10 protein-coding genes and 2 pseudogenes are annotated in these 15,343 nt (G+C 61.4%); 4 read left to right on the top strand and 8 right to left on the bottom strand.

What is annotated here, in order from left to right:
• The 4 genes and pseudogenes from BUB53_RS21190 to BUB53_RS23285 form a co-directional block, all read left to right on the top strand.
• A complete protein-coding gene (locus tag BUB53_RS21190; RefSeq protein ID WP_073037967.1) occupies nt 1-1,299 on the top strand; it encodes a dihydrolipoamide acetyltransferase family protein in 1,299 nt (432 codons plus the stop codon).
• A complete protein-coding gene (gene lpdA, locus BUB53_RS21185; RefSeq protein ID WP_073037965.1) occupies nt 1,292-2,680 on the top strand; it encodes a dihydrolipoyl dehydrogenase in 1,389 nt (462 codons plus the stop codon). Before BUB53_RS21190 ends, lpdA begins: the two co-directional genes overlap by 8 nt.
• Before the next feature lie 61 nt (nt 2,681-2,741).
• Nucleotides 2,742-3,756 (top strand): annotated as a pseudogene (locus BUB53_RS21180) (acyl-CoA dehydrogenase family protein); the annotation flags it as partial.
• 5 nt (nt 3,757-3,761) lie between these two features.
• Nucleotides 3,762-3,902 (top strand): annotated as a pseudogene (locus BUB53_RS23285) (IS6 family transposase); the annotation flags it as partial.
• 578 nt (nt 3,903-4,480) lie between these two features.
• Here BUB53_RS23285 and BUB53_RS21170 read toward each other — a convergent pair.
• The 8 genes from BUB53_RS21170 to BUB53_RS21135 all read right to left on the bottom strand — a co-directional run bounded on the left by BUB53_RS21170 (nt 4,481) and on the right by BUB53_RS21135 (nt 15,047).
• Complete coding sequence (locus tag BUB53_RS21170) at nt 4,481-5,857, bottom strand: acetyl-CoA carboxylase biotin carboxylase subunit (protein WP_073037963.1); 1,377 nt, start codon at nt 5,855-5,857, stop codon at nt 4,481-4,483.
• Between the two features lie 35 nt (nt 5,858-5,892).
• Complete coding sequence (locus tag BUB53_RS21165) at nt 5,893-7,224, bottom strand: hypothetical protein (protein WP_073037961.1); 1,332 nt, start codon at nt 7,222-7,224, stop codon at nt 5,893-5,895.
• Complete coding sequence (locus tag BUB53_RS21160; RefSeq protein ID WP_084729410.1) at nt 7,217-9,196, bottom strand: TRAP transporter permease; 1,980 nt, start codon at nt 9,194-9,196, stop codon at nt 7,217-7,219. Before BUB53_RS21160 ends, BUB53_RS21165 begins: the two co-directional genes overlap by 8 nt.
• 67 nt (nt 9,197-9,263) lie before the next feature.
• Nucleotides 9,264-10,283 carry a TAXI family TRAP transporter solute-binding subunit gene (locus BUB53_RS21155; protein ID WP_143163305.1) on the bottom strand — a complete coding sequence of 340 codons (1,020 nt, stop codon included), beginning with the start codon at nt 10,281-10,283 and terminating at the stop codon, nt 9,264-9,266.
• Nucleotides 10,284-10,325: 42 nt separating this feature from the next.
• Nucleotides 10,326-11,939 (bottom strand): acyl-CoA carboxylase subunit beta, encoded by a 1,614-nt coding sequence (locus tag BUB53_RS21150; protein ID WP_200797835.1) that lies wholly within the window; start codon nt 11,937-11,939, stop codon nt 10,326-10,328.
• On the bottom strand, nt 11,921-12,142 hold the full coding sequence (locus tag BUB53_RS21145; protein WP_073037955.1) for an acyl-CoA carboxylase biotin carboxyl carrier protein subunit: 222 nt from the start codon (nt 12,140-12,142) through the stop codon (nt 11,921-11,923). Before BUB53_RS21145 ends, BUB53_RS21150 begins: the two co-directional genes overlap by 19 nt.
• A gap of 62 nt (nt 12,143-12,204) precedes the next feature.
• Nucleotides 12,205-13,776 carry an acyl-CoA carboxylase subunit beta gene (locus tag BUB53_RS21140; protein ID WP_073037953.1) on the bottom strand — a complete coding sequence of 524 codons (1,572 nt, stop codon included), beginning with the start codon at nt 13,774-13,776 and terminating at the stop codon, nt 12,205-12,207.
• On the bottom strand, nt 13,776-15,047 hold the full coding sequence (locus BUB53_RS21135; RefSeq protein ID WP_073037951.1) for a CaiB/BaiF CoA transferase family protein: 1,272 nt from the start codon (nt 15,045-15,047) through the stop codon (nt 13,776-13,778). Before BUB53_RS21135 ends, BUB53_RS21140 begins: the two co-directional genes overlap by 1 nt.
• Between the last annotated feature and the right edge of the window lie 296 nt (nt 15,048-15,343).

Genomic DNA, 15,343 nt, shown 5'->3' with positions numbered 1-15,343 from the left:
ATGGCTGAACACACGTTCAAACTTCCCGATATCGGCGAAGGCATCGCCGAGGCCGAACTGGCAAGCTGGCTGGTCAAGGTGGGCGACATCATCCGCGAGGATGACGTCATCTGCGAAGTGACCACCGACAAGGCGACCGTCGAAATCCCCGCCGCCGTCAGCGGTAAGGTCATGTGGCTGGGCGCCGAACCCGGCGAAATCATGGCCATCGGCAGCGATTTGATCCGCATCGATTCAGATGAAAACGCGGCCATCCCCGAAACGGTCGAAAAACCCGCCGATCCAACCCCCAAGGCTGACACCGATCTCGCGCCTGCCCCGGCGGCGCAACCTGCCGCCACAAAGCCCGAAGTCACGGCCAAAGTTCCTCCTAAGACTGCGTATCGTGACGGCCCACCTATTCTCGCAAGAGGGGCCACCGGGCGGCCGATGGCAGCGCCTTCCGTTCGCGGACGGGCGCGGGACCTTGGGATTGATCTGCGCCAGGTGCGCGGTTCCGGCCCCGCCGGCCGTATCCTGCACGAAGATCTTGAGGCGTTCTTCGCCCACGGCCCGGAAATCCTGCACCAAACCGGCCCGCGTTCCCGCACCGCGACTGAGGAAATCCGCGTTACCGGCGTGCGCCGCAAAATCTCGGAACGCATGGCGCTGTCGAAATCGCGCATCCCGCATTTTTCGATCATCGAAGAGGTGGATGTCGAGGCGTTGGAAGAACTGCGCACCAAGTTAAACGCCCGTTTCGGTGACAGTCGCGGCAGGCTGACCGTGCTGCCCTTCTTGCTGCGCGCCCTGTCCGAGGCGGTGATGGATCACCCCGAAATCAACGCCCATTACGATGACGAGGCTGGGCTGATCACCCGTCACCAAGCCATGCATTGCGGCATCGCCACGCAAACCGACAGCGGCCTGATGGTCCCCGTTCTGCATCATGCCGAGGCGCAGAACCTGTGGGAAATTGCCGGTGGCATCAAGCGTCTGTCCGATGCCGCCCGCAATCGCCGTGCCTTGCCCGAGGAACTGACCGGCTCGACCTTGACCGTCACTTCACTGGGGCCATTGGGTGCAATTGCCACCACCCCCATCATCAACCACCCCGAGGTGGCCATTGTCGGCGTCAACAAGATCGCTGTCCGCCCCCAGTGGAACGGCACCAAATTCGTCCCTCGCCGGATAATGAACCTGTCGTGCAGCTTCGATCACCGCGTCGTCGATGGTTGGGTCGCGGCTGAGTTCGTTCAGAAACTGAAAACATTGCTGGAAACCCCGGCAATGATGTTCATGGAGTTGACCGATGACTGATCTCAGATGCAAGCTGCTCGTGATCGGTGGCGGGCCGGGCGGCTATGTTTGCGCCTCGCGTGCGGCCCGGCTGGGTGTCGATACCATCTTGGTCGAAGGGAACCGCGTCGGCGGCACCTGCCTGAATGTCGGCTGCATTCCTTCCAAGGCCCTGATCCACACCGCGCAGTCCTATCACCACGCAGTGCAACAGGCCGCCGGCGCAGCGCATGGCGTACATGTCTCTGATCCTCGCCTAGATTGGGCTCAGGCCAGTGAATGGCGCAACGATGTGATTGCGCGGTTGTGTGCGGGCGTGACCGGCCTGCTGGAACGCAGTGGCGTCAAAAGCCTCAGCGGCTGGGCCACCTTCCGCGATGGCAAAACTGTTGAGGTTCGAGGCGAAACCGGCAGCACCCTGATCCGCGCGGAAAATGTGGTCATCGCCACCGGTTCGCGCCCTATGGAACTGCCGGGGCTTCAAATCGGAGGCCGCGTACTGGATTCCACCGCTGCGCTGGCGCTGGACCATGTGCCCAAAAGCCTTGCCGTGGTCGGCGCAGGTTATATCGGGCTGGAACTCGGCACCGCCTTTGCCAAGCTCGGCTGCAAGGTCATCACGATCGAGGCAGGCCAGCGCATCCTGCCGCTGTACGACGAAAAACTCACCCGCCCGGTCCGCCGCCGTCTGGACGATCTCGGGATTGAACTGAAACTGGACACCAAGGTCACCGGTTGGGCCGAGGATACGTCCACCCTGACTCTGCAAAGCGGTGATGACGAAACCACCCTCGCCGTCGAACGGGTGCTGGTTACCATCGGGCGCGCGCCCAACACCGATGGCCTGGGGCTAAAAGAACTGCACCTGCGCCAGTCCGGTCCCTTCGTCAAAATCGACGACCGCTGCCAAACCTCGATGCGCGGGGTCTATGCCATCGGCGATGTCACCCCCGGCCTGATGCTGGCGCACCGCGCGATGGCGCAGGCGGAAATCGTGGCCGATGTCGTGGCCGGCGAAACCGCCGTGTGGGATCGCATCTGCGTGCCTGCCGTCTGCTTCACCGATCCCGAAATCGTCAGCGTCGGCTATCTGCCCAGCGAAGTACCCGAGGATACCAAGACCCTGGTCAAGGAATTCTCGTTCCGCGCCAATGGCCGGGCGCTCACGCTGGATGACGTCGAAGGCTTCGTGCGCATCGTTGCCCGTGAAACCGATCACCTGATCCTTGGCGTGCAGGCCACGGGCCCCGGCGTGTCAGAACTGGTGTCGGGCTTTGCTCTCGCGATCGAGGCGGGCCTGCGCCTGGAGGACGTGGCCGCTACCATCCATGCCCACCCCACCATCAGCGAAGCCTTCCAAGAGGCAGCGCTTATGGGAGCCAGCATGGCCAACCACGGCTAAGTGAAAGCGATTTTTCTGCCGTTCAAAGTTGGCTGTTTTGGAAGAACTTAGGAGGAAACCCATGGATTTCGCATTGACCGAGGAACAGGTGGCCATTTTCGATATGGCCCGCGCCTTTGGCGAAGAACATATCGCGCCCCACGCCGCCCAATGGGAGCGTAACGGCACCATCCCGCGCGAGCTGTGGTCCGAAGTGGGTGCATTGGGGCTGGGCGGGATCTATGTTTCCGAGGAGTCGGGCGGATCAGGCCTGTCGCGGCTGGATGCCACCCTGATCTTCGAGGCGCTCAGCATGTCTTGCCCTTCGGTTGCGTCCTTTCTGTCGATTCACAACATGTGCGCAAAGATGCTGGATACTTTCGGTAGCGACGAAGTGAAGACCAACTTTTTGACGCCCGCGATCAACATGGACTTGATTTTGTCCTACTGCTTGACCGAACCGGGATCGGGCAGCGACGCGGCAGCACTGAAGACCCGCGCCGAGAGGACCGTCGAAGGCTATGTGCTGAACGGCACCAAAGCCTTCATCTCGGGCGGTGGCTATTCCGATGCCTATGTCGTAATGTGCCGCACCAGCGCTAACGTGCCCAAGGGGATTTCGACCGTGGTCGTGGAAAAACGGCACCGATAGGCTGTCCTTTGGCGGGCTTGAGGACAAGATGGGCTGGAAGGCCCAGCCGACCCGCTAGGTGCAGTTCGACGATTACAAGATCCCCGCCGCGAACTTGGTCGGGACCGAGGGCAACGGCTTCAAATACGCGATGATGGGGCTGGATGGCGGACGCCTGAACATCTCGGCCTGTTCGCTTGGTGCCGCGCAATCGGCCCTGACCAAGCCCCTGTAATACATGGATGAACGCAAGGCCTTCGGCAAATCCATCAACCAGTTCCAGGCCCTCCAATTCCGCCTGGCCGATATGGAGATCGAGCTGCAGGCCGCCCGCATCTTCCTGCGGCAGGCCGCGTGGAAGCTGGACCAGGGCGCGCCCGACGCCACCAAGTTCTGCGCGATGGCCAAGCGGTTCGTGACCGAGGTCTGTTCGAAAGTAGCAAATGACTGCCTGCAGCTGCATGGCAGCGACGAAGTCTGCAGAAATTCGCCGCCGTTCACGCCTCGGTCTACAATCTGTTCAACTCGGAGCGCAGCCTCTACTCAAGATCAAATTTCAAACTGAACCGCGCCGCCGCTCTCGCAGAGTGGCGCGGTCTTTGCATGGCATAAGGGACAGCTACCCTGCCCTTGCTGAGACTGGTTCGAATTCGTCTGGCAGCACCCTTGCAGCGCCTCCCCTGCCCCGGCATCCGGGACGGTCAGCAGCGCATGACGCCCGGCCGCGTGTTCGACATGATCCGCAATCGCCTGCGCCACCGCGGCCTCGAACCGCGCCGCCGGCAAGCGCCAGCCGGTGGGATCGCTCCCGGAAAGCAGGCGGTTGGACAGATAATAACGCAGGCGACGGCCCCCTTTCCTGCTGTGTGACGGTGTCAGGCGATTCCCGGTTGGATCGCGGAACGTTCCGACAAGCGGCGCGGCGGTGCTCGAGGTTTGTTGACCCCCTGCACGCGCCTAAACGTAGACGCGATATCACGCCCGTTGCAAATCAAGCGCAGGAGATCGATCCACGCCGCCTCATTTTCTGGCAGTTCGTTTGACCGCTCCTCGCCGGTTTTCACCAAGAATGCGCGGCACATAATTTGGCCATATGTACACGGTCCGAAACGTCTTGGTGAACCAATAGAACCGACCCTTCGATTCTGGCTCCCCCCCTCGACAGGTCTTCCGTCCGCATCGGGCTCCGACTACAGTCCGGCAATTTTCTTTGGCGGGATTATGCGGGCGATCAGGTCGGTGCTCAATTCGCCGTCGCGGAATTCGGGCGTTTCCAGCACTGAAGCCAGAAAGGCGATGTTCGTTGGCACTCCTTCGATTCGCGTCTCTGCCAGCGCCGCACTCAGCCGCGCGATTGCCGATGCCCTGTCGGGGCCGCGCGCGATCAGCTTGGCGATCATCGGGTCGTAAAACGGCGTGATACTGTCACCGTCGCGTACCGCGTGATCAATGCGCAGGCTGTCGTCCTCGCTCGGCCAGTTTATTTTCGAGATGGTTCCGGGCGCAGGCAGGAAATTCTTCTCGGGCCGTTCAGCGTAGATACGCAGCTCGATTGCATGACGTGCGGGAGCCTGGGCAAGTTGTCCGGCTGCGTCCAGCATCCCCGCGGCCTGGCGTATCTGCCACTCGATCAGGTCGACCCCAGTAATCATCTCCGTGGCCGGATGCTCGACCTGGATGCGCGTGTTCATCTCTAGGAAATGGAACTCTCCACGATCCACGTCGTAGATGAACTCGACAGTACCCGCCCCGGCATAGCGCACCGTTTCCGCAAGACTGACAGCCGCGGCTTGCATGGCCTCGCGTAATGCCTCCGACAGTGCCGGGGCCGGAGCCTCTTCGATGATCTTCTGATACCTCCGCTGCACCGAGCAATCGCGATCGAACAGATGCACCGCCCGTCCGTCGCCGAAACCGAAGACCTGTACCTCAACGTGACGCGCGCGGGCCACAAAACGTTCAAGATAAATGGTGCCGTCCCCAAAGGACCGTTCCGCCATCGACTGCGTGGCGGTCACGACACCCTTCAGGTCCTTAAGCCTGTCGACGCGACGCATTCCAATTCCCCCGCCGCCACAGGCCGCCTTCACCAATAGTGGAAACCCGATTGCCGTGGCGGCCTCGTCCAGACCGTCCAGCTGGTCCACGGGGAATCTCGGGCTGCCAGGCAAGATCGGCACACCGGCATCCTGGGCAATCGCCCTTGCGCGGTCCTTGTCGCCCATGCTGGCGATGATTTCGGGCGACGGTCCGATCCAGATCAACCCGGCCTCCAGAACGGAACGGGCGAAGTCTGGCGATTCCGCAAGAAATCCATATCCCGGATGAATGGCCTGTGCGCCGGTTGCCTTCGCGGCGTCGATTATCCTGTCCCCCCGCAGATAGCTTTGAGGGGCGGGCGGCGGTCCGATCGACACAGCTTCGTCGGCAGCCGCCACATGCGCCGCGCCGGCATCCGCCTCGGAGTGGACCGCGATTGTCGCGATATCCATCCGCTGGCAGGTCGACATGATGCGACAGGCAATCTCGCCACGGTTGGCGATCAGCAACTTGGTGATTTGAGACATGTCATTCCTTTCCTGAAACGATGCATAGGGCCAGGTCAAACCATGGCGCGATCTAAGGTTGCGAGCAAAAGTGCGGCGGCCAGGGCAAAGGCCGGCCCGAAAAGAGTATTGCGGCTGAGAATAAGACGGCTGCGCGGAACCGCGGTGACCGAGGTTGTCACCATCATGAGAAGCCCCGAATAAGACAGCATCGCGGCGGCGCTCCACCCGGCCAATGTTGCGCCCAGTAGCGCCAGATCGCTTACGCCGGAATGATTGCCCGCAAATAACGCCATCAACAGCGAGGCCGATACGATCGGGTGCACGGCGAGCAGCCCCGAAACTATCATTGCAGCAGGAATCAAAAGCAGCAGCAAGGGACCTGGAATGCCATCCAGTTGCAAATACATCACCAGGGCGTCGACGGTGGGGCTGTCACGCAGCACCAATCCGAGCATAAAAGCAAGCGCCACGATCCCGATCTCAAGCCCGACCCGCTTGATCCGCATTCCTGTGACCTGAAGGGTGTGCTTGATCCGGGTGCGCGCCTCGCTGCGGCTGCGCGTCGCCGTGGCAACCAACAAGAGCCCCAGCGGAGGTATTGCCAGGCATCCCGCCTCCAATGTCGAAAAGCCCCCCTCGACGCGCAGGAGCACCACCATAAGGCCCGCGACGCAAATCATGGGCACGAAGCCCCCAAGCGCCCGCAAGGCACGTATCCCGGTGACAAACGGATTGGCGATCCGCAGCATGGCGAATGCCAGGAACAAGCCAAGAAAGGACAGACCCAGCCCGACAGAAACCGCCTGCCAGAACGGCACCATTGGAAAGAAGGCCGTGACCACGGCCATGGCGACGAAAAAAGGCGACCAGTTTATCGCAAGCGCCGTACCCGTTAGCGCGGCGACCGCATCCTCGCGTCGACTGTCTTCATCGCAAAGATCGGCAAAAAGCGGCGACAGGATCGCGACCGCCCCGACCGTCATCACGCTGCCAAGAACCGCCGATCCGATCAGCAGCCAGATCGGGCGCGCGCTTTGCGGTTGTTGCTGCAGCGCATCGCGATACCGCGCGACCCGCAGATCGCTTTCGGCAAGGCTGCGCAAGAACTGCGCCGAGGGCACAAAGGCCGCGAAAACCACGGTCCGTGCAAAGATTGCCGGCAGATCGGCCAGACGGCGGTCCAGCGTAAGGATCAGCAACGCCAGCCCGGTCACCGCAACCGCGAACAGGCGGTCGCCAAGGTGGGCTGTCCTGAGGCTTGCAATCAGATAGATCGCGAACACGCCCCCCAGTACCAGGGACAGCCAACTGGTACCAACGATCATATCGACAAGTGCCAGCGGCCACAGGATCAGGATCAGACGCGGAATGACGGTGTCAGTCATGACCGGCCTTCACCGGTCCGTCGGCCACGGCATTCTCTTGCCCGACCTCAGGCGCAGCGGAGGCTTTGAAAAACCGCTGGTTTACGATGATACCGCCAAGTGCAGCCAACGCGACCAGGTCCGCAACAAGATAGCCGGAAACAACCGATATCCCGGTCGCGAGCAATACCAGAGCGACCGGCAGGGACACAGGCCGTCGGTAATAGCGCCCTGTTGCAATCGCGAGCAGCATTGATGCGACCAGGCCCATGAACGCCGCCCAGGCGATTTCCGGCCCGGTCCCTTTCAGCAGGATTGCCTCACGGAAGATGAAGAAGAATGGCAGGAGGTATTTCATTGCCGCCAGCCGCATCGCCTCCAGGCAGATGGGCCACCATTTTTCCTGTGCGATCACGGCTGCGGTGAAGATCGCGGTGCAGACCGGCGGTGTCAACGCCGAAAGCAGCGCCGAATAGAACACGAAGAAATGCGCTGACACCGGATCGACACCGGTCTGAATCAACGCAGGCGCGGCAACCGCCGCCGACAACAGATACGCCGCGGTCGTGGGCATTCCCATGCCCAGGATCAGTGCGACGATCATCGCAAAGACCACGCCCAAAACCTGCCAGCCGCTTTCATTGATCATGATGATGCTGTCGGTCAGCTTGATTCCGATCCCGGTGAGACCGATCAAAGACAACGTGATCTGCGCGCAAACCAGAAGTGCGAGGATGCTTGTGATGCCTGCCGCCGCCGAAACTGCGCCATCGAACAGGGCGCGCAAGCGTGTCATCACGGCCTCACGGCTGAACGCGCCCAACAGCAAGAACAACGTGACATTGGTGACAATGCCGTAAAAGGCGGCAAGGCTTGGCGTACGGCCGCTGAACATCGCGCCGAGTGTCACCACCAGCGTTAGTGCAAGCGGCGCGATACGCAACGGCGCAAAGACCTCGCGCCAACTCGGCATATCCTCGGGGCGGAATGGCTGCATGTTCTCGCGCCGCGCTTCGATGTCGATCGAGAACCAGACGCAGACAAAGAACAGAAAGGCGGGGATCAGCGCGGCATAGGCGATGGTCATATAGGGCACGCCCAGAAGTTCGGCCATGATGAACGCGCCCGCGCCCATAATCGGAGGCGTAATCTGCCCCCCCGACGACGCCGTCGCCTCGACTGCGCCGGCAAAGCTCGGCCGATATCCTAGCCGTTTCATTGCCGGAATGGTAAAATTGCCGGTGGTCGCGACATTGGCAACCGCCGAACCGTTGAGCATGCCCAAAAGTGCGCTGGACACGGTCGAAACCTTGGCCGCCCCGCCCGGACGCCGCCCGGCTATCAACAAAGCGATGTCCATGAAACTCTGGGCGGCACCGGTCGCAAGCAGGAATGCACCGAAGATGATGAAGATCGCGATCAGGTTGGCGGAAAGGCCCGTAACCGCACCCCAAATCCCTTCCGTCCCGAGATAGAGGTACTCGACGATATAACTGGGCGAGAAACCGGGATGCCCCCATCTGCCTCCGATCATGTCGCCGAACGAGGTATATACTACAGAGGCCAGCGCCAGGAGAGGAAGCGCGATACCAGTATTCCAATAGGCCACGAAAATAACGAGGCCGACGAGAACTGTCGCGCTCAGGATCTCGAAGGACGTGGCGGTTACTCCGAATGATTCCGTCAAGCGCGTCTCTTGAGTCACGACATAGAAACACGCCAGCGCGGCCACAACCGCCAGTGTCGCCCGCAGTATCAGCCCCGTCCGCGTCGACAGAAACGGAATCGGAGTACCGGCAAACCGGTCAAGCATCAGATAAACGATCGCCAGCCCCAGACCGACATGCACAGAGCGCTGGATCAGCGGCGGAAACTGTCCGAACCCCGCTGTGTAGATATGAAACGCGACCAGAATCAGACTGAGAACCGTTACAACCGTATTCAGGCCTTTGCCTCGCACGGCCTTTGGCGACTGCGGACCAGTTGACGTCATGGTGACTTGCCTCCGGATCGGAATGTCAGATGGACGCGCCCGGCTCAGGACGAGCGCGCTATGACGATCATTTCATCTCAGGCGGAATCAGCCGATCCGGCACATCCAGTCCCCGCGAGCGATAGAACTCGACCGCACCGGCATGAAGCGGGATGTTTATCAGATCGACACTGTCCTGCAGCACATCGATCTGCCCGAAGCTCGGAAAGGCCGCGACCTGAACTTCGGCGTTGTCAGCGATGTCGGTCAGCATGGAGAACACCTGCTCATTGGTCATCCCGTCGACAGTGCTGAATTCACCAATGACCTGGATTGGCGAGGTGAAGGCGGAGAAATCTTCGACTTCATTGTCCTCGTAACTCGCGAAGGTAACAAACGGCATGGCTTCAAGAACCTTAGCCTGCTCTTCTTCGCTGAATCCCAGGAGACGCAGAGGCAGTTGTGCCTTGATCTCCATGGTCGTACCGTCGATCGTCCCGATCCCGCCAGCCTTGACATACCCGATCGAACGGTTGTCCTTGACCGCCGCAGTCGCGTCACTCAGCGCCAGGCGCTGATAGTCCGGTTGAATTCCAAGCGTTTCAAGCATCTGGATGACAAGCTGCTCGGTCGCCGATCCGCGCTGACCGGGGGTAAACGCCTTGCCCTCCAGTTCAGACAGCGTGGACACACCGCTGTCCTCACGCACGACCCAGGCCTGCGTCGCAGGCGAATGCACCCACAACCCGCGCAGGTTGGGCATTGCCTGGCCTTCGAACTTACCAATACCGGCATAGGCCTGATAGATCGTGTCGAAAGTGCCCAGTCCCAGATTGATCTGACCACGCAAAATGCGGTGCAGGTTGTCCACGGCACCACCCGTCGCGATCACCGTAACGTCGAGATCTTCGGAATTGTCGTTGACGGCCTTCGCCGCCGAAACCGCATAGGTATAGTGAACCGAGCTTTGAGCCGTAGTCCCGAAGGCCAACCGGTCCTTCGCCCATGCAGGCGCCGCAGCAAGCAGCAAGCCAGCCACAGCAGATGTCATCATCCGGTTTAATCCATTCATTTTTTCTTCCTCCCTTTTGAATTTTGATTGTAACACCCGCCATCGTCTCCGTCTGGCTGGCGGTGGCGGGTGTCGGTTTCATGGAACGAACTGGAATGCCTTTCTGGGCCCCAGATCGTGCCGGAGCCGTGTCTCGGCCAACTCGACCAGTCGGCACAGGACCGGCCGTGTTTCGCGCGGGTCAATGATGTCTTCGATGGCAAAGGCCTCAGCGGTACGATAGGGCGAGGTAAACGGACGCAGGCGCGCTTCGATTTCGCGTTCCTTGGCCACCGGGTCCTCTGCCGCCGCAATCTCGCGGCGGAACGCCGCCGCGACACCGCCCTCAATCGGAAGCGACCCCCATTCGGCGCTCGGCCAGGCCAGTTTGTAGTCGACACCGTTTTTGTTGCAGGTCGCCATGCCCGCCATGCCATAGCATTTCCGGATTATCAGCGTGGTCGTCGGCACACTAAGCTGCGCCGCCGCATGGACCACCCGCATTCCTTCCAAAAGCGTGGCATTCTCTTCGGCGTTCCGCCCCACCATGAAGCCCGGCACATCGACCAGGAAGATCAACGGAATATGGAACGTATCGCAAAGCTGCATGAAACGGATTTGCTTGCGCGCTGCCAGATGATCGATGGCGCCGCCATAGAACATCGGATTGTTCGCGATGATACCTGCGGGACGCCCCCCAAACCGTGCCAGCACCGCAAGTACCGCCTTGCCGTGGGTGGGCTGAATCTCGAAGGTCGAGTCCCGGTCTGCCACCAGATCGATCAGGCTGCGCATATTGAAGGCCCGGCTCCGGCGCTCCGGCACGATCGTGGCCAATGCTTCCTCGCAACGATCCATCGGATCGTCGCAGGCCGTCACCGGCGGCATTTCCCAGACATTCTGCGGCATGAAGCTTAGAAACCGGCGGATTTGCTCGAACGCCTCTTCCTCTGTCTCGGCCACGTTGTGGATCGTGCCGGCCTTGTCCACCGCGACCTTGGCGCCGCCAAGTTCTTCCTTGTCGATCTCTTGTCCAAGCGAACGCTTCACAACCGGAGGGCCCGCCGCAAATATCTGGCTGGTGCCGCGCACCATGACGGTGAAATGCGACAGGATTGCGCGACCGGCAGGGCCACCCGCCGCCGTGCCCAGCACCGCCGAGACCACCGGCGACTGTCCGAGAAGCGAAACAGAGCGTTCAAAGCCATGCACGCCGGGCAGCACCGTGTGCCGGCGCTTCTCGATCGAAGTGACGCTGCCGCCAGCCCCGTCGATCAGGTTCACCAGGGGCAAACGGTAATGATAAGCGAAATCCTCGATCAGTCCGCCCTGCCCGCCCTTTCGGCGCAGGGCGCTGAACGTCGTTCCCCCACGGATCGTGAAATCCTCGCCGCCGACCACGACCGGCCGTCCGGAAATTTCGACAGTCCCGGCGACATAAGGGGCCGGCTGCACCGATTGAAGCGTTTCGTCGGCGTCATAGCTGCCGGTCCCGGTCAACTGCGCCATCTCGCGGAAACTGTCGGCATCGCCCAACCGGGCGATGCGCTCTCGCACTGTCAGACGACCGGCAGCATGCTGGCGAGCGACCGCCTCCGGCCCGCCCATCTTCAACGCCTCGGCCCGACGAAATTCAAGCTCGCCGTTGGTCTCGACCGTCTTCCCCGAGGCCTCTCCGCTGCTCCCGTCCATGGTCATGACGAGATCGTGCAAAGCGGGGCGTCTTCCTCTACCGCCGCACCCTCATCGACAGCAAGGCTTTCAATGGTGCCATTGGCCGTGGCTTCCACGATGATCTCCATCTTCATGGATTCCAGGATCATCAGCACGTCCCCTTCGGAGACCTTCTGACCCACACTGCATTCGACCTTCCAGACGGAACCGGTCACCGGGGAAACTACTTCAGTATTTGCCATTCTCTTCTTTCTCTCTGTTTAGCCTGACCGGAACCGACCGGTCGGAATGGTATGGGAAATGCTCAATAGGTGGTCGGCCAATAGGCCATGCGATGCTGGCCGATGCCTGCGCTCAAACGCATCCTGTGAATCTCCAGCATTTCAAGCAGATAAACGCGCGTGCCCTCGGGGCGAACGACCTCCTGTGCGGCGTTGATTTCGGCAAGACCGAAGACCGTCGAATCCTGCGCCATCGCCGCGCGGATACGTTCGCACTCGGCCTCGTCGACATCGCGCCCCCAGGTCACGACATCGACGGCATAGGCAGGGTCCATGAAACTCACCTCGGCACTCGGCCATGCCGCCACCTCGTCGGAATTCCTCCCCCCACCCATGTTGAGATATGCCTGACCGTAGCTCTTGCGCATGATCACCGAGAGCTTGGGCACGGTGCACAGTTGCAACGCGGTCATGAAGTTCATGATCTTGCCCGGTGCCTTCCGGCGCTCACCTTCCACGCCGATCACAAAGCCGGGCGTATCGACCAGCATGATGATCGGGATATTGAAGGAATCGCAGAGCACGAGGAAACGGGTGATCTTTTCACAGGCATCCACATCCAGGGCGCCAGCCTTGAACATCGGATTGTTGGCGACAAAGCCCACACTGCGCCCGCCCATCCTGGCAAGCCCGACACTGGCGACCTTGCCGAACCGTGGTTTCAGTTCAAAGAAACTGCCCGGATCGGCCAGGGCCTCGACGACTTTGCGCACGTCATAGCCCTGACGGCGGTTTTGCGGCACCAGGTTGGCGACTTTTTCGGCGGCTGTACGCATTTCCTCGCCAGTCTCGTCAGGCGCTTCGGCAAGCGGCGGCATCTCGTTACTGTGCGACGGAAGGTAGGACAGGAAGCGCTTGATCTCGTCCAGGGCCTCCGCGTCTGTCTCGACCACGCGATCGACCAGACCCGTGCGGTCGCTGTGAAGCTGCCACCCGCCGAGGTCTTCGGGATCGACCTTCTGTCCGATTGCCAGCGATGCCAGGCCATGGCTCGCCACGGCAAGCACCGCGCCCTTCCGCATGACGGTGAAATCTGACAGGCAGGAATACCAGGCCGAAGAGCCGAAACACTGACCCAGCACAGCCGACGCCCAGGGTGTCTTGCGGTCGCGGATATATTGTGTCGGATCGTTGCCCAGCATGGTCCCCATGCCCCGCGCACCCATGTTGTCCGGCATGCGGGCGCCCGAGGATTCGCCAAGGAACACCATCGGCAATCCACGCTCTGTCGCGACCCGTTTGACATGGGCGATCTTGCGCATGTTGGTCATGCTAGACGACGCCCCCTTGACGGTGAAATCGTTCGAGACCACGGCCACCGGGCGGCTCGCGATACGCGCATAGCCCGTAATCTTGCCATCCCTCGGCGTCGTCTCCCGGTCTTCGGGCCGGGTCGAGACACCGAGCAGACCGATCTCCCGGAAACTTCCCTTGTCGATCAGATGATCAATACGCTCGCGGGCGTTCAGAAGGCCCTGCTCGCTCCGGCGGCGCAATTTCTCGGGGCCGCCCATCCCGCGGGCCCGCGTCTCCCGGCGGGCAAGCTCATCATCGGCAAGCTCCCGATCACCACCGGGTTTCGATATCTTGTTCATCAAAGACCTCCTGTACTTGCCGATTTGGCGGCCGCGTCCGGCATGGACGGCTCGGCGGCGAAAAGAACGCCCGCCTCGATCAGCCGCTCCACCTCGGCGGCGGAAAGGCCCAGTTCCTCTTCGAAAATCGTTCGGGTATCGGCGCCGGTGTTTCGCCCGACCCAGTCGATGCGCCCCGGCGTATCGGAAAGCTTGGGAACGACATTCGGCATCGCGACCGGCCCGAGTTCGTCATCCGGTGGCGTGGCGATCATGTCGCGCGCCGCATAATGCGGATCGGCGAAGATATCGCGCATGTCAAAGATACGGGACGCCGGCACATTGACCGCCTGCAGCGCCGCCTCGACCTGCTCCACCGGCAGGCTGGATGTCCAGCCACCAATCAGCGCATCCAGTTCGTCTTCGTTTTCAGACCGCGCGACCGGCTGCGCAAACCGTGGATCCTCGGCAAGTTCGGGCTGCCCCATCGCCTGAACCAGCCGCCCAAAAAGGGGGTTGGTAATCGCGGCGATATGGATATGGCGCCCGTCCCCGGTCGGATAGAGCGAATTGGGCGTGTTGTCCGGCAGCCGCGGCCCTGCCCGGCGCGCGACAACCCCAAGCTGCTGGAACGCCGGCACATGTGGCTCCATGAAGCTGAAGGCCGCCTCATAAAGCGCGGTATCGACCACCTGCCCCCGCCCGGTTTCATCCCGCGCCCGCAAAGCGACGACAGCGCCGAACGCCCCATAAAGCCCGGTAACATAATCGGTCAGCGATACCGCAACCCGCGCTGGCGGGCGGTCGGGGTCGCCGGTGATCTCGCGCATGCCGCTGACCGCCTCGCAGACAACGCCATATCCGGGCCGCCCGGAATACGGGCCCGACTGGCCATAGCCCGAGATACGGACCATAATCAGGCCGGGATTGGCCTTGCTGAGCGTGGGATAGTCTAGTTGCCATCGCTCCAGCGTGCCCGGCTTGAAATTCTCGATGACGATATCGGCCTTTTCGCACAACGCCCGCACCAGAGCACGGCCCTCGGGCTTTTGCAGGTCGACCGACACGTTGCGCTTGTTGCGAAAGATGGAGGCGGCATAAAGCGAACGCCCGCGGTTGCGCTTGCCCATCGAACGCACGGCATCGCCGCTCCGCTGCTCGACCTTGATCACATCCGCCCCGAAATCCGCCAGAAGACGCCCACAGAACGGCCCCGCAACCGTAGATCCGAGTTCGACAACCCGACAACCCTCAAGCGGGCGCCTCAGCGGCGCTGGTGTCCGGACATTCATCCCAACAAGCCTCCCATGTCTCCCCTCCCGCCGCCCCGCTGGCAACGGCCGTGCTGGTCGCAGCTTGACGACAGCCTTCATAATTGTCAACAATTTTAACGACACTTTTGATGTCCCATCATGACAAGCAAGCAACGCAACCTCGAAACCCACGAAACAGACCTAATTTCAACATCTTAGCATCTTGCGCAAAACAACGCTCATAGCAGGTACCGAAGACGATTGCGGGGATGGCCTTGCGAATGGCCAGCAAGATCGATGGCCACGTCATGGGCGTGCCTCCAGTCTGGCCGGAC

The sequence above is a fragment of the Roseovarius pacificus genome, assembly GCF_900142665.1.
Taxonomy (GTDB): domain Bacteria; phylum Pseudomonadota; class Alphaproteobacteria; order Rhodobacterales; family Rhodobacteraceae; genus Roseovarius; species Roseovarius pacificus.
Note: the sequence above shows the minus strand (reverse complement) of the source record. Positions and strands in the feature narration are given on the sequence as shown.